The organism is Streptomyces sp. CA-251247, assembly GCF_050952975.1.
Lineage (GTDB): Bacteria > Actinomycetota > Actinomycetes > Streptomycetales > Streptomycetaceae > Streptomyces > Streptomyces achmelvichensis.
The window spans coordinates 5026762-5048110 of record NZ_CP191861.1; the positions used below are offsets into that span (position 1 = coordinate 5026762).

The window sequence follows — 21349 nt, forward strand, 5'->3', positions numbered from 1 at the left end:
CATCAAAGATGAGCGTGAAACTCGGCCGGTCGCCGAGAAGAGTCCCCCCTGGCTCAGGAGAAGGGGTGGCGAATGAGATACGTCGACTGCGCGGCCGCCGACCGAAGGCTGTTGGCAGCGATGCGCGCGTACGGGGGACGACCGGGCGTCGCCGTCGCCGTCCGCGCGCTCTCCCTCGCCGGGGAGCACGCCGCGCTCTGGCTCGCCGCCGGTCTCACCGGCGCGGCGGCCGACCCGGAGCGGCGCGGGCACTGGCTGCGCGCCACGGCTGTGGTCGGCGGGGCCCACCTGGCGAGCATGGGCGTCAAACACGTCGTGCGCCGGCCCCGTCCCGAACTCCCCTCGCACCGGCCCCTCGTGCACACCCTGGGCCGGCACTCCTTCCCCAGCTCGCACGCGGCGTCGGCCGCGGCCGCCGCCGTGGCCTTCGGCGCACTCCTCCCCGCGGCCCGCCGGCTCGCGCCCCCGCTGGCCGCCGCGATGTGCGTCTCCCGTCTCGTCGCCGGGGTCCACTACCCGACCGATATCGCGGCGGGCGCGGTACTCGGCGGGCTGGCCGCGCGCGCCGGAGTCCGGTGGACGGGCGGCGCGGCGTCGCCCGGCTTCACCGGGGCCCGCGTCACCGGACGCCCGAGGGGCCGGCGCCATGCCTGAGCCCGGTACCGCGCTGCTGGAGCGGCCCCGGAAACCGTCACCGCTGCGGGCCGTGAGCCTGCCGGTCGGCCTGCTCAGAACCGCCCGCCCCCGACAGTGGATCAAGAACGTGCTCGTGGTGGCCGCGCCCGCCGCCGCCGGTGAACTGGACTCCCCGCACGCGGCCGGACAACTGGCCGTCGTCTTCGCCCTGTTCACCGCCGCCGCGGCCGCGGTCTATCTGATCAACGACGCCCGGGACGCGGACGCCGACCGGGCCCATCCGGTGAAGTGCCGCCGCCCCGTGGCGGCGGGCGAGGTCCCGGTGCCCGTCGCCTACGCCGTGGGTGCCGTGCTCGCCGGCACCGCCGTCGGCGGAGCCGCCGCCCTGTGCACCCCCATGACCGGCGCCCTGCTCACCGCGTATCTGTCGATGCAACTCGCCTACTGCATCTGGCTCAAGCACGTGCTCGTCGTCGACCTGGCCGTCGTCACCACCGGCTTTTTGATGCGCGCGATGATCGGCGGGGTCGCGCTCGGCATCCCGCTCTCGCGCTGGTTTTTGATCACCACCGGCTTCGGCGCCCTGTTCATGGTCGCGGCGAAGCGCTACTCCGAGGCCGTGCAGCTGGCCGACAGCAAGGGCGCGACCCGGGCGCTGCTCACCGAGTACACGACCGGCTATCTGCGCTTCGTCTGGCAGCTCGCCGCCGGTGTCGCCGTCCTCGCCTACTGCCTGTGGGCCCTGGAGAGCGGCGGTGTGGCCGCGTCGGCGCTGCTGCCCTGGCGACAGCTGTCGATGATCGCCTTCATCCTGGCGGTGCTGCGGTACGCGGTCTTCGCCGACCGCGGCACGGCCGGCGCACCCGAGGACGTGGTGCTGCGGGACCGGCCGCTGGCCGTCATCGGCCTGGTGTGGGCCGCGATGTACGGACTGGCGGTCGCCGACCTGTGAAACGCGTCCCCTGGCCGGAGGCGGCCTCGTTCATCCTCGTCGGAGGGTGTGCGTACGCGGCCGACGTGGCGCTCTTCACGCTGTTGCGCGGCCCCGGTGGCTGGGGCCCGCTGACCGCGAAGGCCGTCTCCTTCCTCGCCGGCTGCACGGTCGCCTACCTCGGCAACGCCCTCGGGACCTACCGGCGCCGGACCCTGCGCCTGCGGGAGTACGCCGCCTTCTTCGGCGTCAATGGCGCCGGCGCGATCGTCCAACTGCTCTGCCTCGCGGTCTCGCACCACGGCCTCGGCCTGACCTCGGCGCGCGCGGACCTCGTCTCCGGGCTCGGCGTCGGCATGGTCCTGGCCACCTGCCTGCGATTCTGGGGGACCCGGACGCTGGTGTTCCGCGTGGAGGGTAGGCGTACGCCATGGACTGGCTGACCAAGCTCCCCGTCATCGGACCCCTGATGGCCCGGCTGATGCAGACCCACGCCTGGCGCTCGTACGAGACGCTCGACCGGGTGCACTGGGCCCGGCTGGCCGCCGCGATCACCTTCATCAGCTTTCTGGCCCTCTTCCCGCTGATCACCGTGGCCGCGGCGATCGGTGCCGCCCTGCTCAGCAAGGAGCAGCTGGGCAAGCTGGAGGACAAGATCGGTGACCAGGTGCCCGGCATCTCCGACCAGCTCGACATCAACTCGCTGGTGGACAACGCGGGCACGGTCGGCCTGGTCGCGGGCGCGCTGCTGCTGTTCACCGGTATCGGCTGGGTCGGCTCGCTGCGGGACTGTCTGCGGGCCGTGTGGGAGGTGGACGACGAGGACGACGACAACCCCGTCGTCCGCAAGGTCAAGGACGGCGTCGTGCTCCTCGGCCTCGGCGCGACCGCCCTCGCCTCCTTCGCCGCGTCGGCGCTCGGGTCCACCACCGTCGGCTGGACGGCGAAGCAGATCGGTATCGAGGAGGGCGGCGCCGAGGGCGTACTGCTTCAGGTCGCCGCCATCGCCATCGCCGGCGTCGCCAACTTCCTGCTGCTGCTCTACCTGCTGACGCTGCTTCCGGGAGTGCATCCGCCGCGCCGTCGGCTGGTGGTCGCCGGGCTCATCGGCGCGATCGGCTTCGAACTGCTGAAGCTGCTGCTCAGCGGCTACATCCAGGGTGTCGCGTCGAGGAGCATGTACGGCGCCTTCGGCGTCCCCATCGCCCTGCTGCTGTGGATCAACTTCTCGGCGAAGCTGCTGCTGTTCTGCGCCGCGTGGACCGCGACGCCGAGCAAGGAGCAGTCACCTGCCGCCGAGTCCTCCGGGGAGGGTCCCGGCGGCGCCGCTACCGACGGCGCAGCGGCCACTGGCGGTTGACCAGGAAGACCCCCGCCGCCAGCACCACGAGCAGACCGCCGACCACGGCGAGCGCCGTACCGACGCCGCCCGAGCCCTCGTCCGCCGCGGCGGACGCCTTCGCGGGCGCGCCGTTGTTCGCGGGCTCGACCTGGGGGGAGTCCTCGGGGGCGGCGGACCTCGGCGGGACCAGTTCACCGACGGGCCGGACCTTCCCGGCCGCCGCGAAACCCCAGTCGAGCAGCCGTCCGGCCTCCTTGTAGACGGCCTGGCTCTCCTCGGAGTCCGGGTTCATGACGGTGACGAGCAGCACCTTGCCGTTGCGCTCGGCGACACCGGTGAACGTGGCGCCGGCGTGCGTGGTGTTGCCGTTCTTGACCCCCGCCATGCCCTGGTACGGGGAGACCCCGGACTCGCCGGTGAGCAGCCGGTTGGTGTTCTGGATCTCGAAGTAGTCGCGCTTGCCCGCCGTGACCCCGCCGGGGAACTGGGCGCGTGCCGTGGAGCAGTACTCCCGGAAGTCCTTCTTCTGCATACCGCTGCGGGCGATGAGCGTGAGGTCGTACGCGGACGAGACCTGGCCCTCGGCGTCGTAGCCGTCGGGCGAGACGACATGGGTGTCGAGCGCCTGGAGCTCCTCGGCGTGCTCCTGCATGTCCTCGACGGTCTGGGGGACGCCGCCGTTCATCGCGGACAGGACGTGCACCGCGTCGTTGCCGGAACGCAGGAAGACGCCGAGCCACAGGTCGTGCACCGTGTAGGCGTGCTCCTCCTTGACCCCGACGAGGCTGCTGCCCTCGCCGACGTCCGCGAGCTCGGCCTGGGTGACCTTGTGCGCCTCGGTCTTGGGGAGCTTCGGCAGCACGGTGTCGGCGAAGAGCATCTTGAGCGTGGACGCCGGGGGCAGCCGCCAGTGCGCGTTGTGCGAGGCGAGGACGTCACCGCTCTCCGCGTCCGCGACGATCCAGGACCGGCCGGTGACCTCGCCCGGGAGCACGGGAGCGCCCGGTCCGAGACTGACCTGGGTGCCCGCCCTGCCGAGCTGTGGGCCGCCGACGGTCGACATGGAGGCCGGCGGATTCGGCTGCTTCCTGGCGGTCTTGCCATCGGTGGTGCCGGCCGAGGCGGGCACGGCGAGGAGCACGGGCAGCAACGAGGCGGCGGTGACCGTCAGCGCGGTCTTCTTCAGAGCGGACACAGACGAGAACGTACAGGGAGCTCCAGAAAATATGCTTATCGTCCCGGAGGCGCGCCGAGAAGACCGCCGGGACAGCCCACCCCGGAGAACCCGGCCGGACCAGGCCCGCGATACTGGGTGCATGAAGCTCAGCCGCCCCGTCTCCTGGTTCCTGCTCGCCTTCGGGGTGTGGAGCTGGTTCATCTGGGTCACCTTCGTCAAAAACCTGTGGGCGGACGGCAGCGGTCTCGCCTTCGACGACGCGGGTGACCCGACGGGTTACTTCTGGGTGCATCTGCTGCTCGCCTTGACGTCCTTGCTTCTGGGGACGGTCGTCGGAGTGATCGGGTTGCGTGGTGTCCGCGCTTTGCGGCGCGAGGCACACAAGGGATAGAGGAGCAGTCCGTGGTCGTGGTCTTCGTGCTGGTGGCGATCGCGGTGATCGCCCTGCTCGCGGGCGTGCACCGCTATGTGTGGAGCAGGCTCGTGCGCGACACGACCGCGGGCCGGGGCCGTGCACGCCGTATCGGCACCGTCGTGATGTGGGTGCTCCCGCTGCTGTCCCTGGGCGCGCTGATGTCGGGGCGCGCCGGGGCGCCGCTGTGGCTGGAGAGCGTCCTCGCGTGGCCGGGCTATCTGTGGCTGGCGGTGCTGCTGTACCTGGTGCTGGCGCTGCTGGTGGGCGAGGTCGTACGGGCCGTGTGGCTGCGCCTGGGCACGTCGTCGCCGGCGGAGCCGGCCGTGGCCGCGCCCGAGCCGTCGCTGCACACCGTCCCCGCGGGCGCCGCCGAGACACCGGCACCGGATCCCGGTACCGCCGCGCCGAACGGACCTCCGGCTGACGCACCGGCACCGGATGCGAGGACCTCCGCGGATGAGCCCGCCGGGCCCGCGCAACGGCAGGTGTCCCGGCGACTGTTCGTCTCGCGTGTCGTGGGCGGTGGAGCCGCCGCGGCCGCTCTGGGGACCGTCGGTTACGGGACGCAGGGAGTACTGCGCGGACCGCGGGTCACCCGGGTGACCGTGCCGCTGGCCAAGCTGCCCCGCAGTGCCCACGGCTTCAGGATCGCCGTTGTCAGCGACATCCACCTCGGCCCCGTCCTCGGACGGGCCCACACGCAGCGCATCGTCGACACCATCAACCGCACCTCACCCGATCTGGTCGCCGTCGTCGGCGACCTGGTCGACGGCAGCGTGGCCGACCTCGGCCCCGCCGCCGAACCGCTCGCGCAGCTCAAGGCCCGGCACGGCTCCTTCTTCGTGACCGGCAACCACGAGTACTTCTCCGGCGCCGGCGAGTGGGTCGACCACGTCCGCGAACTCGGGCTCCGGCCCCTGGAGAACCAGCGCGTCGAGATCGCGGGCTTCGACCTCGCCGGGGTCAACGACGTCGCGGGCGAGAGCGAGGGCGAGGGCCCGGACTTCGGGAAGGCGCTCGGCGACCGGGACCGCGGCCGCGCGTCCGTGCTCCTCGCGCACCAGCCGGTGGTCATTCACGACGCCGTCGAGCACGGCGTCGACCTCCAGCTCTCCGGCCACACCCACGGCGGCCAGCTCTGGCCCGGCAACTACCTGGCCGAGCTGGCCAATCCGACCGTCGCCGGGCTGGAGCGCTACGGCGACACGCAGCTGTACGTGACCCGGGGTGCGGGTGCCTGGGGCCCGCCGGTGCGCGTCGGGGCGCCCTCCGACATCACGGTCGTCCAGCTCGCGTCCCGACAGGCGTAGCCACCGGGCTCAGCCGGTCCCGGTGCCGTGCGTGGCGTCGTGTTCGGCCCCGGCGCCCTGACCGGGTGCGAGGTCCCGGCCCTCTCCCGCCTCCTTCGCCCCCGCGTCCCTCGGCTCCACCGCCGAGCGGGGCGCGGGCGTGGCCGCGTGTGCCGCCGCCGGGAGTTCGACGTTCACCGTCAGACCCTCGCCCGGCGCGGTCCGCACCGTCACCGCGCCGCCGTGCGCGGTGACCACCGCCTGCACGATCGCCATGCCGAGACCACTGCCCGGCGGCCGCCGCGACGAGTCGGCCTCGCCCGCGGCCCGGAAGAAGCGGTCGAAGACACGGTCCGCGTCCGCGGCCGCCATGCCCGGTCCCTCGTCCGTGACCCGCAGCCGCACGGCGCCCGGCCCGCGCCCGTCGCCCTCCTCCCGGGTCAGCTCCACCGTGACGGGTGCGTCGGCCGGCGTGTGGGCGCGCACATTGGCCAGCAGGTTGCCGGCGACCTGACGCAGTCCCGCCTCGTCGCCCCGCACGGTCACCGATCCCGCGGCCCGCACGGTCAGCGGACGCTGCGGCTGCTGGGCCCGCAGGTCGTCCGCCGCGTCGCGCACCAGCCGGCTCACGTCGACCGTGCACATCCGCGGCCGCGGCTGCTGATCCAGCCGGGCCAGGGTGAGCAGCTCCTCGACGAGCCGGCCCATCCGGTCGGCCTCGGCCGTCATCCGGGCGAGCGCCCGGGTCCGGTCGGCGGGTGCGCGCAGCATCCCCTTGTCGTAGAGCTGGAGATAGCCGCGGATCGCGGCGAGCGGTGTCCGCAGCTCGTGCGAGGCGTCGGCGACGAACCGGCGCAGCTGGGCGGCGCTGTGCTCGCGTGTCTCGAAGGCCGATTCCACCTGGTGGAGCATGGAGTTGAGGGCGACCCTCAGCTGTTCCGTCTCGGTGACGGGATCGCGTCCGGCGGGCACCCGCCGGGTCAGATCACCCTCCGCGATCGCCGAGGCCGTCTCCACCATGTCCTCCAGCGGCCGCAGCCTGTGCTGCGCGCCGAGCATGGTCAGCAGCGCGAGCAGCACCAACAGGAAGGTGCCGAAGGCGAGATCGAGTTTCAGCGCCTTCTTGACGCCGGAGTGCACGGCTCCCGTGTCGGTGGCCATCAGGACGATCGTGCCGTCGGCGAGGCGGGACCCGACCGCGCGGTGCGGATCGCCGCCCACCCGCACGTCGTGCACCTCGGCGGAGTCGGCGTAGGAGACCGGATCGCGGACGGCATCGGCGAGTTCGGTCTGCCGACGTGTCGGCGGGATCTTCGCCAGGGCGATGGGACGGTGCTGTGAGTCGAGCGCGACGAAGACCGTCTCCGAGCCCGGGAGCGGGCTCCGCTCGCCGTTCCCCGGGGCGAACTCCTCCATGAGGGCGCTGATCGCGCTGAGCGAGTCGACCTCCTTCTGGGTGAATCCGGTGCGCTGCAAGGCATTGCGGCTGCCGAGCAGTTCGGTGTCCACCCGGTCCAGCAGATAGTGCCGCATGCCCATGAGACTGACGGCGGTGGCGGCCGCTATGCCGAGGGCGAGCAGGGCGACGTTGACGATCGTGAGCTTGGCGCGCAGCGAGTGGATCCCGTGGCGCCGGGTGTGCCGGGCCCCCGCCCGCAGCAGGCGCCTCATGCGAGTCCGTATCCGATGCCCCGGCGGGTGGTGATCAGCGGCGGACCGAGCGGGTCGAGCTTGCGGCGCAGATAGCTGATGTAGGTCTCCACCACCGTCGACTCCGCCTGGTGCTCGTACTGCCAGACGTGGCGCAGCAGTTGGTCCTTGGGGACGATGCGGCCCCCGTTGCGGACGAGGAAGCGCAGCAGCGCGTACTCGGTGGGGGTGAGCTGCACCGAGCGGCCCGCCCGGCGTACGGCGCAGGTCGCGTCGTCCAGTTCCAGGTCCCCGTAGCGCAGCGGCGGCCGCACCGGCAGTACATCGGCGGGCCGGGTGCGGCGCAGGACGGCGCTGATCCGGGCCACCACCTCGTCGACGTTGAAGGGCTTGGTGATGTAGTCGTCGCCGTAGCCGAGGGCGCCCACGATCTCCGCCGGGGCGTCCCGCGCGGTGACGAAGACGACGGCCGTCTCCGGGTACCGCTCACGCAACTCACGTGCCAGCACCCGGCCGTCACCGTCCGGAAGCATCACATCGAGCAGCGCCACATCGGGGCGCGTCTGCCCGGCCGACTGCCGCGCCTGCCGTACGCTTCCCGCCGTAATCACCTCAAAACGGTGGTAACGCAGTGCGATGGCGAGGACGTCGGCGATGCTCGGCTCGTCCTCGACGACCAGCACGGTCGCTCCCTCGTGGTCCATGACCTCAGTATCGGCGCGAACCCCGTGCGGGGGGCGGGCCGTTGTCTTGGAGTTCCTTGAGAGTCATGGCCGCGCCGCACCACGGACCGGGTCCGCGGTCGATTCTGAAGTCCGGCCCGGGGGAGACGGATCGACGAAGGGGCAGAGATCGTGGCGGCATTGGCGCGGTGGTGCTACCGGCACCGGCTGGTGGTCGTGGTGCTGTGGGTGGGTGTGCTGTTCGGCCTGGGGGCGGCCGGCAGCACGGCGGGCACCGACTACTCCGACAACTTCAGCCTCCCGGACACCGACTCCAAGCAGGCACTCGACCTGATGGTGGAGGCCTTCCCACAGCGTTCCGGCGACCCCAACACCGTGGTGTGGCGGGTCCCCGAGGGTTCGGTGCGCGATGCGGCGGTACGGGAGCGGCTCGCCCCCGCGCTCGAGGAGATCGCGGGCATGAAGGGGGTCGGCGAGGTCGCGAGCCCGTACACCGAGGCGGGCGCGGCCCAGATCAGCGAGGACGGGCGGACGGCCTACGCGCAGGTCACCTTCGCCGAACAGGCCAACGCCGTACCGAAGGAGCTGGTCCAGGACGTCGTCGACACCGCGGGTGAGGCCCGGCGGGACGGCCTCCAGGTCGAACTCGGCGGACAGGCGATCACCCGGATCCAGGAACCGCCGACCGGCACGGCCGAACTCGTCGGCCTCGGCGCCGCCGCGGTCGTCCTGTTCCTCGCTTTCGGCTCCCTGTTCGCGATGTCGCTCCCGCTGGTCGTGGCCGTGTTCGGCGTCGGCACCGGGATGCTGTCGACGATGCTGCTCAGCCATGCCACGGACGTACCCGAAGTGGCGCCGCTCCTCGGGTCGTTGATCGGCCTCGGAGTCGGCATCGACTACGCGCTGTTCATCGTCACGCGCCACCGCAAGGGTGTGCTGCGGGGCATGGAACCCGAGGAAGCGGCGGTCATCGCGCTCAACACCTCGGGCCGCGCGGTGCTGTTCGCGGGCGGCACGGTCTGTATCGCGCTGGCCGGCATGCTCGTGATGAACATGCGCTTCCTCGACGGTGTCGTGATCGCCACCTCGCTCACGGTCGTCCTCAGTGTGCTGGCCGCGGTGACGCTGCTGCCGGCCCTGCTCGGCGTGCTGGGCAAGCGGGTGCTGAGCCGGCGGCAGCGCCGGCGGCTCGCGGCCGAGGGGCCCGAGCCGGTCGAGGCCCGCGGCGCGGCCGCCCGCTGGTCCGTGACCGTGCAGAAGCGCCCGAAGTCCATCGCGCTGGTCGCGGTCGTCGTGATGGCCGCGCTCGCCGTCCCGGTGCTGTCGCTCCGCCTCGGCGCGACCGACCAGGGAAACCACCGGGAGGACACCACCACCCGGCAGGCGTACGACCTGCTCGCCGAGGGCTTCGGCCCCGGCTTCAACGGCCCGCTCCAGCTGGTGACCGAGGACGCCGCACCGGCCGCGGTCCAGGCGCTCGTGGAGCGGGTGCGCGCCACGGAGGGGGTCGCCCAGGTGGCCGCGATGCCCTCGCCGCCCGGCTCCGACGTGAGCGTGATCAACGTCGTACCGACGACCTCACCGCAGTCCGAGGCGACGGACCGGCTGATCGACACCCTGCGCGACGAGGTCGTCCCGCAGTCCGGTGAGACGGTCCATGTCGGCGGAGTCACCGCGGTCTTCAAGGACTTCGCCGCCGTGACCGGCGACCGGCTGCCCTATTTCATCGGGGCGATCATCGCGCTGGGCTTCCTGCTGCTGCTCATCGCCTTCCGCTCGCTGGTCGTCCCGCTCACCGCCGCCGTGATGAACCTGATCGCCGCCGCCGCGTCCTTCGGCGTCCTGGTCGCCGTCTTCCAGTGGGGCTGGGGAGCGGAGGCACTCGGCGTCGGCAAGGAGGGCCCGATCACCGCGTTCCTGCCGGTCATCATGTTGTCCCTGCTCTTCGGCCTCTCGATGGACTACCAGGTGTTCCTGGTGAGCCGGATGCACGAGGAATGGGTGCACACGAAGGACAACGCACGGGCCGTACGCGTGGGTCTCGCAGAGACCAGCCGGGTCATCAACTGCGCCGCCCTGATCATGATCTGCGTCTTCAGCGCCTTCGTCCTCAGCGGCGACATGGAGGGCGCCATGGCCGGCATCGGGCTGGCGGCGGCCGTGGCACTGGACGCGTTCATCCTGCGCACCGCGCTGGTCCCGGCCGCGATGCATCTGCTCGGACGCTCCAACTGGTGGCTGCCCGCGGGCCTGGAGAAGCGGCTGCCCCATCTCGCGGTGGAACCCAAGGAGGAGGCTCAGGAGCCCGGCCCGGTCCACGCGGAAGGCCGGGCGACGGAATCCGCCGTGCCCGGTCCCCGAGCCGGGGCGCCGGTGGAGGAGGCCGGGTCGGTCGTGTACGGATTCGTCCGTGCACCGGACGGCGAACCCGTCGCGGACGTGGTGCTCACCCTCGTCTCGACGGGAGGACGCCAGGTCGACCGGGTCACGTCCCTGGCCGACGGCTCGTACATCCTGTCCGCACCGTCGGGCGGCGCGTATCTGCTGGCCGTGACGGCGGGTGCGCACGAACCCTGGGCGCGCCACATCATGATCGGCGGCGATGCGCTGGTCCACGACGTGGTGCTGAGCGAGGTGGGAGCGAGCCGCTGAGGCGGACCCGGCACCCACTCCCGGCGGTCGTACGAACACCCCGGCTCCGGCCGGGGTGTTCGCCCTGTTCGCGCTACCGCTTGCGGGCGGCGACCGTCTCCGCCATCCCCGGCAGGAAGTCCGTGAACAGCTCGTGCACCTCCCGTACGAGGGGCCGCAGCACCCGGAAGCGGGCGAGCGCGACACCGCGGGTGGTCAGCCGCGCCCCGCGTTCGGCCAGCCGCCTGCTGCGCTCGCGGCCCTCGGAACGGTCGAAGACCCAGTACAGGACCAGGCCCATCTGCGACAGCCACATCAACTCGGGCAGGATGTCGACCAGTTCGTCGGCCACCTTCGCCTTCGACCCGGCGAGCACCTCGCGGTGGACCGCGATGGCCGACTCCCGCGCATGCTCCGACTCGGGGGAGAAGGGGCTCAGCGGGCTCTCCGGGTCGGCGGCGTTCTTGAAGAACTGCGCGGCGAACTCGTGGTACGGCGCCGCGATGTCCAGCCAGGCGGTGAGCACCCCCGCGAGCCGGGCCTCCAGATCGGTCTCGCTGTCCAGCACGGGCCGGACCGCCGCCTGGTGCTCGGCCGCGATCCGGTCGTAGAACCCCTGGACGAGGTGCTCCTTGGAGGAGAAGTAGTAGTACGCGTTCCCCACGGAGACCCCGGCCTCCTTGGCGATGGCCCGCATGGTCGTCTTGTCGTAACCGCGCTCCTGGAAGAGCCGGAGCGCGGTTTCGAGGATGAGCGTGCGGGTCTGCTCGCTCTTGGGGGCCTTCACTTCAGTCACGGTGTCCGAGCCTAACCGGGGACGGAGCACCGGTCGTCGCAGGCCTGCGTACCGGCGGGTGTGCCTGAGCCGGTGGCCTCGCGGTACTTGGCCGCGGCGAGCATCGTGACGCGTACGAAGGGGGCGCCGGCCGGAGTGGCCAGCCAGTGGGCCTTCGGCCGGTGCTCGGCCAGTGCCCACAGGCACACGATCCAGGCCCCGGCCCCCGTGAAGACCTGCCCCCGGTCACCCAGGACGGTGATCTCCCGGCGGGTGCGTTCGTGGTCGATCCCCGGGTACCGGCGCCGGGCCTCGTGCGACCCGGCGGGCACGAGGTCCAGCGGTACGAGCTGGCGCTGACGCTGGAGCCAGTGCCGCAGATGGACGCAGAGGGAGCACTGGGCGTCGTACAGGACGGTCAGTCTCCGGACCGGGACCCCCATGGCGCTCACGCTCCGGCGGGACCGGCGGCGGGTGCGGCCCACGGCCCCCTGTCGGCGGGACCGGTCCAGCCCTGCGGCGGCACCGGCGGCACCTGCTCGCGCTCCATGATCCCGCGCCGGCGGATCTTGTTGAGGACGTAGACGTTTCCGAGGTGCATCACGCCGAGGACGAGGAGCACGACGCCGATCTTCACCGAGAGGGCCTCGAAGAGTCCGCGGGCGTCGGCCACCGCGTCGGCGGCCTTGAGGTAGAGGGCGACGAAGCCCAGGTTCACCAGGTAGAAGCCGACCACCAGCAGGTGGTTCACGGCATCGGCGAGCTTCTCGTTCCCGTGCAGTACGTCGGCCAGGAAGATCCGTCCGTTCCGGCTCAGTGTGCGGGCCACCCAGACGGTGAGCGCGACGCTGATCAGCAGATAGACGATGTACGCGACAACAGTGAGGTCCATCCCCACCCCTCCTTGAACGTGTTCAAAAGGCTGGACAGGAAGGACTGTAGACCTGTTTTTGAACATGTTCAAGCGAGTGCGCCGCCTCGGCGGAGACGTACGTCGGACGCAGGTGTCGCCGCGGCGCCCTTCGACCCGCCACACTGTCCGGATGGCATCCGTACCTCTCAGCAAGGGCGCCAACATCCCGGTCGCCGCTGTCGCTGTCCGCGCCGTGCTCAGCTGGACCCCGGGGGCGGGGACACCCGACCCCGACGCCTCCGCGCTGCTCCTCACCGAGGGCGGACGCGTGCGCGACGACGGGGACTTCGTCTTCTACAACCAGCCACGGCACTCCTCCGGCGCCGTGCGGCACCAGGGCAAGCGGGACGGGACCGACACCGTCGAGGTCGACCTCTCGTCACTCGAAGCCTGCGTCGACCGCGTCGTGCTCAGCGCATCGGCCGACGGCGGTACCTTCGGCCAGTTGCGCGGACTGCGGCTGCTGCTGCTCGACGCGGCGAGCGGCAGCGAGCTGGCGCGGTTCGACATCACGGCCGGGGCGGAGACGGCCCTGGTCGCCGGAGAGCTCTACCGGCGGGCCGGAGCGTGGAAGTTCCGGGCGGTGGGCCAGGGTTACGCGGCCGGACTGGCGGGGCTGGCCACCGACTACGGCATCACCGTGGACGACGCGCCCGCGCCCGTCCCCCAGGCGCATGCTCCGCAGGCTCCCGTCCCGCCGGCGCCTGTCGCCGCACCGCCGCCCACCCTCCCGCAGGCCGTCCGGGCGGACAGGGGCGAGGAGCAACTCCCCGTCGACATGCGCAAGCGGCTGTCCCTGCGCAAGCAGCAGGTCGCCGTCAGCCTGAGCAAGCACGGCGCGGCCGGCGCCACCGCGCGGGTGATCCTGGTGCTGGACGCCTCCGGCTCCATGGCGATGCTGTACTCCCGGGGCGTCGTCGCCGACGTGGTGGAGCGGATGGCCGCCGTCGCGGCTCAGCTCGACGACGACGGCGAGATGCAGGCGTGGACGTTCGCCACCCACCCGGCCAGGCTCCCCGACCTGACCGTCGCCGGTCTGCCTCAGTGGCTCCAACTGCATGTCCGGGGCGGTGAGATGAGCCTGTTCGGCCGCCCGAAGAAGCCGAAGAAGGGCATGCGGCCGGGGCAGGTCGACATGCGGCTGGTCGGCATCCAGAACGAGGAACAGAAGGTCATCGCCGAGGTCAGGGACTATGTCCGGGCGAACCCCGCCCAGGCTCCGACACTCGTGCTGTTCTTCTCGGACGGCGGGGTCTACCGCAACGCCGAGATCGAGCGTGAGCTGCGGGCGGCCGTCGAGGAGCCCGTCTTCTGGCAGTTCGTCGGCCTCGGAAAGTCCGACTACGGGGTCCTGGAACGGTTCGACACCCTCCCCGGCCGCCGTGTCGACAACGTCGGCTTCTTCGCCGTCGACGACATCGCGGTCGTCTCCGACCCCGAGCTGTACGACAGGCTGCTCACCGAGTTCCCCTCCTGGCTCACGGCGGCCCGCCGGGCGGGCATCATCGGCTGATGGACCACACGATCACCGTCCGGCCCGCGGCCGCCGCCGACTGGCCCGACGTGGAAGAACTCCTGAGCGCACGCGGCTCGGTCAAGGGCTGCTGGTGCATGTTCTTCCGGCAGACCCCGCAGGAGCGCCGCGAGACCGAGTGGGGCGAGGGCAACCGCCGTGCACTGCGCGCCCTCGTCGACGACGGCCGCCGTCCCGGCCTGGTCGCCCGCCGGGACCGCACCCCCGTCGGCTGGGTCTCCGTCGCACCGCGTACGGAGTACTCGCGCCTCGACCGCTCCCCGGTCAGCAAACCGGTCGACGACGTCCCGGTGTGGGCGATGGTCTGTCTGTACGTCGGCAAGGAGCACCGCGGCACGGGCGTGGCACGCGAACTGGTCCGCGGGGCCGTATCGTTCGCCCGGGACAATGGTGCGCGGACGGTGGAGGCCTACCCCGTGGACGACACGATGGGCCCGGTGGGAGCCGACGAGGCTTTCCACGGCCTGGTCTCGCTGCTGACCGCCGAGGGCTTCAGCGAGGTGGCCCGGCGCAGCCCGAAGCGCCCGGTGATGCGGCGTCAACTGACGTGATCCGCTCCGTCATGGACCCGCCCGGTGGTCACCGGCCCCCGCCGATGACCACCCCGGTGCGGAGCACTACATGCTGCTCAGCGACCGCGCGTAGTTGATCTGGCCCATCACCTGCTGGAACGTGCCCGGGTGCTGCGCCGGGATCATCGTCGAGTGGTGCTTGCCCGCGCTCGTCACGGTGACCTGGATGAAGCCCGTCGTCGTCTTCTCCTTCATCAGGAGGAAGAGCAGACCCAGCAGACAGAAGATGAAGAACACGATCGCCAGCACGATCGCGTGCGTCGGCATCTTCTCCTCGGTACGGGACATGTCCGTCGCGTTCCACACCGCACCCCGCAGCGGCAGCGTGCCCGCCGGGGTGACGATCGAGTCGCCCATCACCGTGATGTCACCGATCGAGACCAGCGGCGTGCCGCCCATCGGAACAGGGTTGACCGGCACCGGGACACCCGCGGGCTGCGTCTGCGAGTAGGCCGGGGTGTCGTTCGGGCCGGGGTGCGGGCCCGGATAGCCGTACCCGGGTGCGGCGTTGGGGTAGCCGTAGGCCGGCGTCCCCGGCGGCTGCGTCGGGCCCCACTTGTACTCGGGCTCTCCGTCCGCTGCGTACGGATTGGGCTCGCTCATATGTCTCGTCCCCGCTTTCGAGCTTCATGTCAGACGTCCCACGATCCTGCCAGGTATCGCCGCGCTCGGTGAAGCCCGTACGGCGAAGGGCCCCGCGTCCCGGGCGGGATGCGGGGCCCTTCGTACCGAATCGGTGCAACCGGCGCGACCGGTGCGGCCCGTGGGTCAGAAGCGGCGCGTGATGAGCGCCCGCTTCACTTCCTGGATCGCCTTGGTGACCTCGATACCGCGCGGGCAGGCGTCCGTGCAGTTGAACGTGGTGCGGCAACGCCACACGCCGTCCTTGTCGTTGAGGATCTCCAGACGCTGCTCCCCGGCCTCGTCACGCGAGTCGAAGATGAAGCGGTGCGCGTTGACGATCGCCGCCGGGCCGAAGTACTGGCCGTCGTTCCAGAACACCGGGCACGAGGACGTGCACGCGGCGCACAGGATGCACTTGGTGGTGTCGTCGAAGCGCTCGCGGTCCTCGGCGGTCTGCAGACGCTCGCGCGTCGGCTCGTTGCCGTTGGTGATCAGGAACGGCATCACGTCGCGGTACGCCTGGAAGAACGGCTCCATGTCCACGACCAGGTCCTTGAGGACCGTCAGGCCCTTTATGGCCTCGACCGTGATGGGCTTCTCCGGGTTGATGTCCTTGATCAGCGTCTTGCAGGCGAGCCTGTTCTTGCCGTTGATCCGCATCGCGTCGGAGCCGCAGATGCCGTGCGCGCAGGAGCGGCGGAAGGTCAGCGAACCGTCGACGTCCCACTTGATCTTGTGCAGCGCGTCGAGGACACGCTCCTTGGGATCGATGTCGATCCGGAAGTCCTGCCACTCCGCGTCCGCCGCCACCTCGGGGTTGAAGCGGCGGATCCGGAACGTGACGGAGATGAGGTGCGACGAGGCGGAGTCCGCCTCGAACGCATCCAGCTTGTCCAATGTGGGGGTAGCCATCAGTACTTACGCTCCATCGGCTGGTAGCGGGTCTGGACGACCGGCTTGTAGTCGAGACGGACGGTCTCGGAGCCGTCGTCGCCGACCTCGCGGTACGCCATGGTGTGGCGCATGAAGTTGACGTCGTCGCGGTTCGGGTAGTCCTCGCGGTAGTGACCGCCGCGGGACTCCTTGCGGGCCAGCGCCGAGACGGCCATGACCTCGGCCAGGTCGAGCAGGTTGCCCAGCTCGACGGCTTCCAGCAGGTCCGTGTTGAAGCGCCGGCCCTTGTCCTGGATGGACACGTTCCGGTAGCGGGCCTGGAGCTCGCCGATCTTCTCGACCGCGGTCTTGATCGTCTGCTCGGTGCGGAACACCATGACGTTGGCGTCCATGGTCTCCTGCAGCTCGCGGCGGATGTCCGCCACCCGCTCGTTGCCGGTGGAGTTGCGCAGCCGCTCGACCTGGGCCTCGACGAGCGAGGCCGGGTTCTCCGGGAGCTCGACGAAGTCGTTCTTGGCGGAGTACTCCGCGGCGGCGATGCCCGAGCGCTTGCCGAAGACATTGATGTCGAGCAGCGAGTTGGTGCCGAGGCGGTTGGCGCCGTGCACGGAGACACAGGCGACCTCGCCGGCGGCGTACAGACCCGGGACGACCGTGGTGTTGTCCGCGAGGACCTCACCCTGGACGTTGGTCGGGATGCCGCCCATGGCGTAGTGCGCGGTCGGCTGGATCGGGATCGGGTCCGTGTAGGGCTCGATACCGAGGTAGGTCCGCGCGAACTCGGTGATGTCCGGGAGCTTGGCGTCCAGCTGCTCCGGCGGCAGGTGGGTCAGGTCCAGGTAGACGTGGTCGCCCTCGGGACCACACCCGCGCCCTTCCCGGATCTCGGTGTAGATCGAGCGCGAGACGACGTCACGCGAGGCGAGGTCCTTCATGACGGGCGCGTACTTCTCCATGAAGCGCTCGCCGTCCTTGTTGCGGAGGATGCCGCCCTCACCGCGGGCGCCCTCCGTCAGCAGGATGCCCATGCGCCAGATGCCCGTCGGGTGGAACTGGAAGAACTCCATGTCCTCCAGCGGCAGACCGCGCCGGTAGCAGGCCGCCTGGCCGTCACCGGTGAGGGTGTGCGCGTTGGAGGTCACCTTGAAGAACTTGCCGGTGCCGCCGGAGGCGTAGATCACGGACTTCGCCTGGAAGATGTGGATCTCGCCGGTGGCCAGCTCGTAGGCGACCACACCGGCCGACCTCTTGACGCCGTCCACCTCGGTGATCAGCTGGTCCAGGACGTAGAACTCGTTGAAGAACTCCACGCCCTCCTTGACGCAGTTCTGGTACAGCGTCTGGAGGATCATGTGACCGGTGCGGTCCGCGGCGTAGCAGGACCGGCGGACCGGGGCCTCGCCGTGGTTGCGCGAGTGGCCGCCGAAGCGCCGCTGGTCGATGGTGCCGTTCGGGGTCCGGTTGAACGGCAGGCCCATCTTCTCCAGGTCGAGGACCGCGTCGATGGCCTCCTTCGCCAGGATCTCGGCGGCGTCCTGGTCGACCAGGTAGTCACCGCCCTTGACCGTGTCGAAGGTGTGCCACTCCCAGTTGTCCTCTTCCACGTTGGCGAGCGCGGCGGCCATGCCGCCCTGCGCGGCGCCCGTGTGGGAGCGGGTCGGGTAGAGCTTGGTCAGCACGGCGGTGCGGCTGCGCTTGGTCGACTCGATGGCCGCGCGCATTCCGGCGCCGCCGGCGCCGACGATGACGGTGTCGTACTTGTGGATCTTCATTGGTCTCGTCAGCCCCGGCTTTAGCGGATGTTCGGGTCGAAGGTGAAGATCACCAGCGTGCCCAGAAGGATGGTGAACACCGTGGCGGTGTACAGCAGGCCCTTGAGCCACAGACGCGTGTTCGGGCGTTCGGCGTAGTCATTGATGACGGTACGCAGGCCGTTGGCGCCGTGCAGCATGGCGAGCCACAGCATCAGCAGATCCCAGACCTGCCAGAACGGGGACGCCCAGCGGCCGGCCACGAAGGCGAAGCCGATCTTGGAGACGCCGCCGTCCAGCACCAGCTGGATCAGGAGGTGGCCGATGACCAGGACGACCAGCACGACGCCGGACAGACGCATGAAGAGCCAGGCGGCCATCTCGAAGTTGCCGCGGGTGGAGCTCGGGGTGCGGGTCGTGCGCCGGCGCGGCGCCTCGATGTACGGCGCCGGGTTGTCGGCGCTGTAGAGGCTCTCGCCCTCGACGGGGCCGATCGTGGAAGAGGTGTCAGCGGACATGTCTGGCGTCAGCTCCCGAAGACTTCACGAACGGCGTGGCCGAGCACCGGGTACAGGGCACCCACCATCAGCACGAACCAGATGGCCATCACGCTCCAGAGCATCTGCTTCTGGTAGCGCGGGCCCTTGGACCAGAAGTCCACGGCGATGACACGCAGCCCGTTCAGCGCATGGAAGAGAATCGCGGCCACGAGGCCGTATTCGAGCAGCGCGACGATAGGTGTCTTGTACGTGGCAACCACGTCGTCGTACGCCTCGGGCGAGACGCGGACGAGAGCGGTGTCCAGCACGTGTACGAACAGGAAGAAGAAGATGAGGACGCCGGTGACTCGATGAGCCACCCATGACCACATTCCTTCCCGGCCGCGGTACAGCGTTCCAGCCGGCACGGAAGAACCCTCCGGGAGCGGGGATTGGGGCCTGCCGGCTTGGGGTTGTCGGTCTGGCCCGGCCGGGTACGGTCCACCGGCCCTGGCCATCGTAGCGACGACTTGTCGGTTCGTTCGCCCGGGGTCGGCCGGTGTGATCAAACAGGCAATCAAACAGCCTCGTACGGGCTACCGGGAAGCCCCTGCGACGTCTGATTCAGGATGGTTGGCCACTACATGTGTCAGTCGGGAGCGCGCGAGGCCGCGCAGCTCCTCGGCGGCGACGGCACGCTCCTCGTCCGGTTCGTGCGTCAGACGGGTGCGGATGCCGGCCAGCAGGTGGTCCAGATACTCGTCGGGACCGTAGGCGTCGAGGCAGATCACGAAGGCGTGGCCGAAACGGCTCTCGTACGCGGCGTGTCCGGCGGCGAGCGCGGTGTGCGCGGCCTGGGGCGCGCCCGGGTGCAGCCCGGCGGAGCACTCGTCGGCGAGGGCCTCGGTCACGTCGGAGGGCCGCAGGTCGTAGCCGGCCTCGTCGGCCGCGGCGAGCAGGGACGCCAGATCGGGGTAGGGGCGGTGGGCGGCCATCCGCTGGGCCCAGCGCCGACTGGCGCAGCAGGCGAGCAGGGTGGCGACGGCGGCGCTCTCGGGCGCGGTGTTGAAGTGCTCCAGGCCGGGTGTGCCGCTCCGTTGGCCGGGCAGCGGGGACCGTATGGCAGAAGCGGCGAGCGCGCCAAGAGTGTGGTGGAGTGTCGGCGGTCGCTTCGGGAGGCCGGCGTGGGATTCGCTGGACAGCGTGGGCTCCTCGAACAGGACAGCGGGACCGCTGGGAAGGGAGGGGTGGATGAGTCGTAACGCTATCGACGCGTGCGAGGAGCTGTCCGACGGATGCGCGATTTTCACCCGGACGGGAGAGTTTCAGCTCATGTGATGGACGATGCAGGGGGTGCTTCGCCGTGGTTACGCTGCATATGGGAGGTATCCGAGTGATAGTGCACCCTGGGCGCGCCCGGACCGCCGGCGTCATGGTCGCCGTGGCCGCGGCCCTGTCGATGACCGTGACCGGCTGTTCCAGTGACGACTCCGCCGATACGGGCGGTGACGGTGGTGCCCGGGCGAAACCCCAGCCGCCGGGCGCCGCGCCCACTCCCTCGCCGTCCCGGTCGTACCCTCTCTCCACGGCGCCCGCGACCATCCCCTCCGTACGGCAGCACGACGCCGCCCGTGGCCCGGGCTGGAAGCCCGGACCTGCCGCCGGGATCGTCGTCGCGAAGGGCAGCGAGGCGCTGGCCGACGAGGCCAGGCTGCTGGCCGGCGAGCTGAAGATCGCCTACCGCGGAGCCGTCGCCGCAGGCCCCGCCGATGTCGAACTGGTACTGGCCCCCTCGCAGGCGGGCGGCGCGGAGTCGTACACCGTCCGGACCGGCGGCGGAAAGGTCCGCATATCCGGGCCGGACCAGTCCGGCGTCTTCTACGGCACCCGCACCCTCAAGCAGGCGGTCCGCTCCGGCGGTGTGATGCCGGAAGGGCTCGTCCAGGACCGCCCCGACCGTCCGCAGCGCGGACTGATGGTGGACATCGCCCGCAAGAGCTTCACCGCCGGCTGGATCGAGGACCGGCTGCGGGAGATGGCCGACCTCAAGCTGAACCAGCTGGGCCTGCACTTCTCGGACGACCAGGGATTCCGTATCGAGTCGGACACCCACCCCGAGATCGTCTCGCAGGAGCACCTCACCAAGGACCAGGTCAGGAAGATCCTCGCGCTGGCGTCCTCGCTGCACATCCAGGTCGTGCCCGAGATCGACTCACCGGGACATCTGGGCGCGGTGCTGGAGGCGTATCCCCAGCTCCAGCTGAGGGACGTGGGCGGCCGGACGGTACGCGGGGCGATCGACATCGGGAACCCGGAGTCGGCGCGGATCGTGGACGAGCTGCTGCGCGAGTACGCCGATCTCTTCGGCGGCAGGTTCTGGCATCTGGGCGGTGACGAGTACCAGGCCCTCGTGCGCGAGAACCCGGAGGCGTCCTTCCCGCAGCTCGCGGCGCTGGCCCGGGAGCGGTACGGCCCCGAGGGCCGGGTCCAGGACCTGGCGACGGACTGGGTGAACGACCGCGCGGCGGTCGTCCGGCCGCTCGGCCTCCAGCCCAAGGCCTGGAACGACGGCTTCTTCCGGGGCGGGTCCGTCTCCGTGGACAAGGACGTCGAGGTCGCGTACTGGACCGGCAAGGAGATCGGTGCGCGGCCGCCCGAGGAGTATCTGGCCGAGGGCCGCAAGCTCCTGAACCTCAACGACGAGTACATGTACTACGTGCTCGGCGAGCCCAACGACTTCACCTACCCGACGGGCCGGCGGATCTACGAGCAGTGGACGCCGTTCGTGCTCCGCGGCACCGAGCCGGTGCCGGAGAAGTACTCGAAGCAGATCGTCGGCGGCCAGTTCGCCATCTGGTGCGATCTCGCACAGGCGCAGACGCAGGACCAGGTCGCGAGCGGTATCCGGATGCCCCTGCGGGCGACGGCGCAGAAACTGTGGGTGCCGGGCGCTCCGACGGCGAGCTGGGCCGACTTCCAGAACCTGGCGAACCGGCTCGGCTGAGCCGGAACGACCGCGGCGCCGGTCGCTGTGTCGCGCTGTCCGTGACGGG

Annotated in this window: 22 protein-coding genes; 10 read left to right on the plus strand and 12 right to left on the minus strand. The window is 70.8% G+C overall.

Annotated elements, in window-relative coordinates:
• The first annotated feature begins 72 nt into the window (after positions 1 to 72).
• From ACQPWZ_RS22305 to ACQPWZ_RS22320, 4 genes are read left to right on the plus strand one after another with little or no spacing between them, the layout of a single operon-like run.
• Positions 73 to 654: a phosphatase PAP2 family protein gene (locus ACQPWZ_RS22305; protein WP_433572224.1), complete on the plus strand. Its 582-nt coding sequence runs from the start codon at positions 73 to 75 to the stop codon at positions 652 to 654.
• Positions 647 to 1588, plus strand: a complete 942-nt coding sequence (locus ACQPWZ_RS22310) for a decaprenyl-phosphate phosphoribosyltransferase (protein ID WP_356701221.1) — start codon at positions 647 to 649, stop codon at positions 1586 to 1588. The genes ACQPWZ_RS22305 and ACQPWZ_RS22310 overlap by 8 nt, the downstream gene beginning before the upstream one ends.
• Positions 1585 to 2010: a GtrA family protein gene (locus ACQPWZ_RS22315; RefSeq protein WP_352205774.1), complete on the plus strand. Its 426-nt coding sequence runs from the start codon at positions 1585 to 1587 to the stop codon at positions 2008 to 2010. Before ACQPWZ_RS22310 ends, ACQPWZ_RS22315 begins: the two co-directional genes overlap by 4 nt.
• Positions 1998 to 2927 (plus strand): YihY/virulence factor BrkB family protein, encoded by a 930-nt coding sequence (locus ACQPWZ_RS22320; RefSeq protein ID WP_340474900.1) that lies wholly within the window; start codon positions 1998 to 2000, stop codon positions 2925 to 2927. The genes ACQPWZ_RS22315 and ACQPWZ_RS22320 overlap by 13 nt, the downstream gene beginning before the upstream one ends.
• Here the strand turns inward: ACQPWZ_RS22320 and ACQPWZ_RS22325 are convergent.
• A complete protein-coding gene (locus tag ACQPWZ_RS22325; protein WP_340474901.1) occupies positions 2896 to 4104 on the minus strand; it encodes a D-alanyl-D-alanine carboxypeptidase family protein in 1209 nt (402 codons plus the stop codon). The genes ACQPWZ_RS22320 and ACQPWZ_RS22325 overlap by 32 nt on opposite strands.
• Before the next feature lie 121 nt (positions 4105 to 4225).
• Between ACQPWZ_RS22325 and ACQPWZ_RS22330 the strand changes: the two genes are divergently transcribed.
• Complete coding sequence (locus ACQPWZ_RS22330; protein WP_340474902.1) at positions 4226 to 4477, plus strand: SCO4848 family membrane protein; 252 nt, start codon at positions 4226 to 4228, stop codon at positions 4475 to 4477.
• An 11-nt stretch (positions 4478 to 4488) separates the two neighbouring features.
• Entirely contained in the window at positions 4489 to 5811 is a 1323-nt protein-coding gene (locus ACQPWZ_RS22335; RefSeq protein ID WP_433572225.1) for a metallophosphoesterase, read from the plus strand.
• Positions 5812 to 5820: 9 nt separating this feature from the next.
• On the opposite strand, the gene ACQPWZ_RS22340 is transcribed toward ACQPWZ_RS22335, so the two are convergent.
• Both ACQPWZ_RS22340 and ACQPWZ_RS22345 read right to left on the minus strand, forming a co-directional pair.
• Entirely contained in the window at positions 5821 to 7461 is a 1641-nt protein-coding gene (locus tag ACQPWZ_RS22340) for a sensor histidine kinase (protein ID WP_433572226.1), read from the minus strand.
• On the minus strand, positions 7458 to 8144 hold the full coding sequence (locus ACQPWZ_RS22345) for a response regulator transcription factor (protein ID WP_313944554.1): 687 nt from the start codon (positions 8142 to 8144) through the stop codon (positions 7458 to 7460). The genes ACQPWZ_RS22340 and ACQPWZ_RS22345 overlap by 4 nt, the downstream gene beginning before the upstream one ends.
• Before the next feature lie 159 nt (positions 8145 to 8303).
• Between ACQPWZ_RS22345 and ACQPWZ_RS22350 the strand changes: the two genes are divergently transcribed.
• On the plus strand, positions 8304 to 10775 hold the full coding sequence (locus ACQPWZ_RS22350; RefSeq protein WP_433573850.1) for an MMPL family transporter: 2472 nt from the start codon (positions 8304 to 8306) through the stop codon (positions 10773 to 10775).
• A 73-nt stretch (positions 10776 to 10848) separates the two neighbouring features.
• On the opposite strand, the gene ACQPWZ_RS22355 is transcribed toward ACQPWZ_RS22350, so the two are convergent.
• Genes ACQPWZ_RS22355 through ACQPWZ_RS22365 form a run of 3 tightly spaced genes read right to left on the minus strand, consistent with a single transcriptional unit; the run spans position 10849 to position 12421 of the window.
• Entirely contained in the window at positions 10849 to 11550 is a 702-nt protein-coding gene (locus ACQPWZ_RS22355) for a TetR/AcrR family transcriptional regulator (protein ID WP_433572227.1), read from the minus strand.
• 11 nt (positions 11551 to 11561) lie between these two features.
• Positions 11562 to 11972, minus strand: coding sequence for a thiol-disulfide oxidoreductase DCC family protein (locus ACQPWZ_RS22360; protein WP_340474908.1), 411 nt, complete (start codon positions 11970 to 11972; stop codon positions 11562 to 11564).
• A 5-nt stretch (positions 11973 to 11977) separates the two neighbouring features.
• Positions 11978 to 12421 carry a hypothetical protein gene (locus tag ACQPWZ_RS22365; protein WP_383233533.1) on the minus strand — a complete coding sequence of 148 codons (444 nt, stop codon included), beginning with the start codon at positions 12419 to 12421 and terminating at the stop codon, positions 11978 to 11980.
• 151 nt (positions 12422 to 12572) lie between these two features.
• On the opposite strand from ACQPWZ_RS22365, the gene ACQPWZ_RS22370 reads away from it, so the two are divergent.
• Together ACQPWZ_RS22370 and ACQPWZ_RS22375 are read left to right on the plus strand one after the other, a co-directional pair.
• Positions 12573 to 13955, plus strand: a complete 1383-nt coding sequence (locus ACQPWZ_RS22370; protein ID WP_433572228.1) for a VWA domain-containing protein — start codon at positions 12573 to 12575, stop codon at positions 13953 to 13955.
• The gene (locus tag ACQPWZ_RS22375; protein ID WP_433572229.1) at positions 13955 to 14527 is read left to right on the plus strand and encodes an N-acetyltransferase family protein; all 573 of its coding nucleotides are present in this window, start codon (positions 13955 to 13957) and stop codon (positions 14525 to 14527) included. Before ACQPWZ_RS22370 ends, ACQPWZ_RS22375 begins: the two co-directional genes overlap by 1 nt.
• 66 nt (positions 14528 to 14593) lie before the next feature.
• Here ACQPWZ_RS22375 and ACQPWZ_RS22380 read toward each other — a convergent pair whose 3' ends face one another.
• The 6 genes from ACQPWZ_RS22380 to ACQPWZ_RS22405 all read right to left on the minus strand — a co-directional run bounded on the left by ACQPWZ_RS22380 (position 14594) and on the right by ACQPWZ_RS22405 (position 19606).
• Positions 14594 to 15151: a hypothetical protein gene (locus ACQPWZ_RS22380; RefSeq protein WP_340474914.1), complete on the minus strand. Its 558-nt coding sequence runs from the start codon at positions 15149 to 15151 to the stop codon at positions 14594 to 14596.
• Between the two features lie 165 nt (positions 15152 to 15316).
• The gene (locus ACQPWZ_RS22385) at positions 15317 to 16084 is read right to left on the minus strand and encodes a succinate dehydrogenase iron-sulfur subunit (RefSeq protein ID WP_340474915.1); all 768 of its coding nucleotides are present in this window, start codon (positions 16082 to 16084) and stop codon (positions 15317 to 15319) included.
• Positions 16084 to 17838 (minus strand): succinate dehydrogenase flavoprotein subunit, encoded by a 1755-nt coding sequence (sdhA, locus tag ACQPWZ_RS22390; RefSeq protein ID WP_405572172.1) that lies wholly within the window; start codon positions 17836 to 17838, stop codon positions 16084 to 16086. The genes ACQPWZ_RS22385 and sdhA overlap by 1 nt, the downstream gene beginning before the upstream one ends.
• A gap of 20 nt (positions 17839 to 17858) precedes the next feature.
• Positions 17859 to 18335, minus strand: coding sequence for a succinate dehydrogenase hydrophobic membrane anchor subunit (locus tag ACQPWZ_RS22395; RefSeq protein WP_340474917.1), 477 nt, complete (start codon positions 18333 to 18335; stop codon positions 17859 to 17861).
• Between the two features lie 8 nt (positions 18336 to 18343).
• Positions 18344 to 18724, minus strand: coding sequence for a succinate dehydrogenase, cytochrome b556 subunit (sdhC, locus tag ACQPWZ_RS22400; protein ID WP_313944544.1), 381 nt, complete (start codon positions 18722 to 18724; stop codon positions 18344 to 18346).
• Between the two features lie 168 nt (positions 18725 to 18892).
• Entirely contained in the window at positions 18893 to 19606 is a 714-nt protein-coding gene (locus ACQPWZ_RS22405; RefSeq protein ID WP_433572230.1) for a 2-oxo-4-hydroxy-4-carboxy-5-ureidoimidazoline decarboxylase, read from the minus strand.
• 68 nt (positions 19607 to 19674) lie between these two features.
• Between ACQPWZ_RS22405 and ACQPWZ_RS22410 the strand changes: the two genes are divergently transcribed.
• Positions 19675 to 21300: a beta-N-acetylhexosaminidase gene (locus ACQPWZ_RS22410; protein ID WP_433572231.1), complete on the plus strand. Its 1626-nt coding sequence runs from the start codon at positions 19675 to 19677 to the stop codon at positions 21298 to 21300.
• Positions 21301 to 21349 lie beyond the last annotated feature (49 nt).

Excerpts from the sequence above, each read along its gene's own strand:
- ACQPWZ_RS22305 (WP_433572224.1), top strand. The coding sequence starts at position 73 with ATGAGATACGTCGACTGCGCGGCCGCCGACCGAAGGCTGTTGGCAGCG.
- ACQPWZ_RS22310 (WP_356701221.1), top strand. The coding sequence starts at position 647 with ATGCCTGAGCCCGGTACCGCGCTGCTGGAGCGGCCCCGGAAACCGTCA.
- ACQPWZ_RS22320 (WP_340474900.1), top strand. The coding sequence starts at position 1,998 with ATGGACTGGCTGACCAAGCTCCCCGTCATCGGACCCCTGATGGCCCGG.
- ACQPWZ_RS22330 (WP_340474902.1), top strand. The coding sequence starts at position 4,226 with ATGAAGCTCAGCCGCCCCGTCTCCTGGTTCCTGCTCGCCTTCGGGGTG.
- ACQPWZ_RS22340 (WP_433572226.1), bottom strand. The coding sequence starts at position 7,461 with ATGAGGCGCCTGCTGCGGGCGGGGGCCCGGCACACCCGGCGCCACGGG.
- ACQPWZ_RS22345 (WP_313944554.1), bottom strand. The coding sequence starts at position 8,144 with ATGGACCACGAGGGAGCGACCGTGCTGGTCGTCGAGGACGAGCCGAGC.
- ACQPWZ_RS22360 (WP_340474908.1), bottom strand. The coding sequence starts at position 11,972 with ATGGGGGTCCCGGTCCGGAGACTGACCGTCCTGTACGACGCCCAGTGC.
- ACQPWZ_RS22365 (WP_383233533.1), bottom strand. The coding sequence starts at position 12,421 with ATGGACCTCACTGTTGTCGCGTACATCGTCTATCTGCTGATCAGCGTC.
- ACQPWZ_RS22370 (WP_433572228.1), top strand. The coding sequence starts at position 12,573 with ATGGCATCCGTACCTCTCAGCAAGGGCGCCAACATCCCGGTCGCCGCT.
- ACQPWZ_RS22375 (WP_433572229.1), top strand. The coding sequence starts at position 13,955 with ATGGACCACACGATCACCGTCCGGCCCGCGGCCGCCGCCGACTGGCCC.
- ACQPWZ_RS22380 (WP_340474914.1), bottom strand. The coding sequence starts at position 15,151 with ATGAGCGAGCCCAATCCGTACGCAGCGGACGGAGAGCCCGAGTACAAG.
- ACQPWZ_RS22385 (WP_340474915.1), bottom strand. The coding sequence starts at position 16,084 with ATGGCTACCCCCACATTGGACAAGCTGGATGCGTTCGAGGCGGACTCC.
- sdhA (WP_405572172.1), bottom strand. The coding sequence starts at position 17,838 with ATGAAGATCCACAAGTACGACACCGTCATCGTCGGCGCCGGCGGCGCC.
- ACQPWZ_RS22395 (WP_340474917.1), bottom strand. The coding sequence starts at position 18,335 with ATGTCCGCTGACACCTCTTCCACGATCGGCCCCGTCGAGGGCGAGAGC.
- ACQPWZ_RS22410 (WP_433572231.1), top strand. The coding sequence starts at position 19,675 with ATGGGAGGTATCCGAGTGATAGTGCACCCTGGGCGCGCCCGGACCGCC.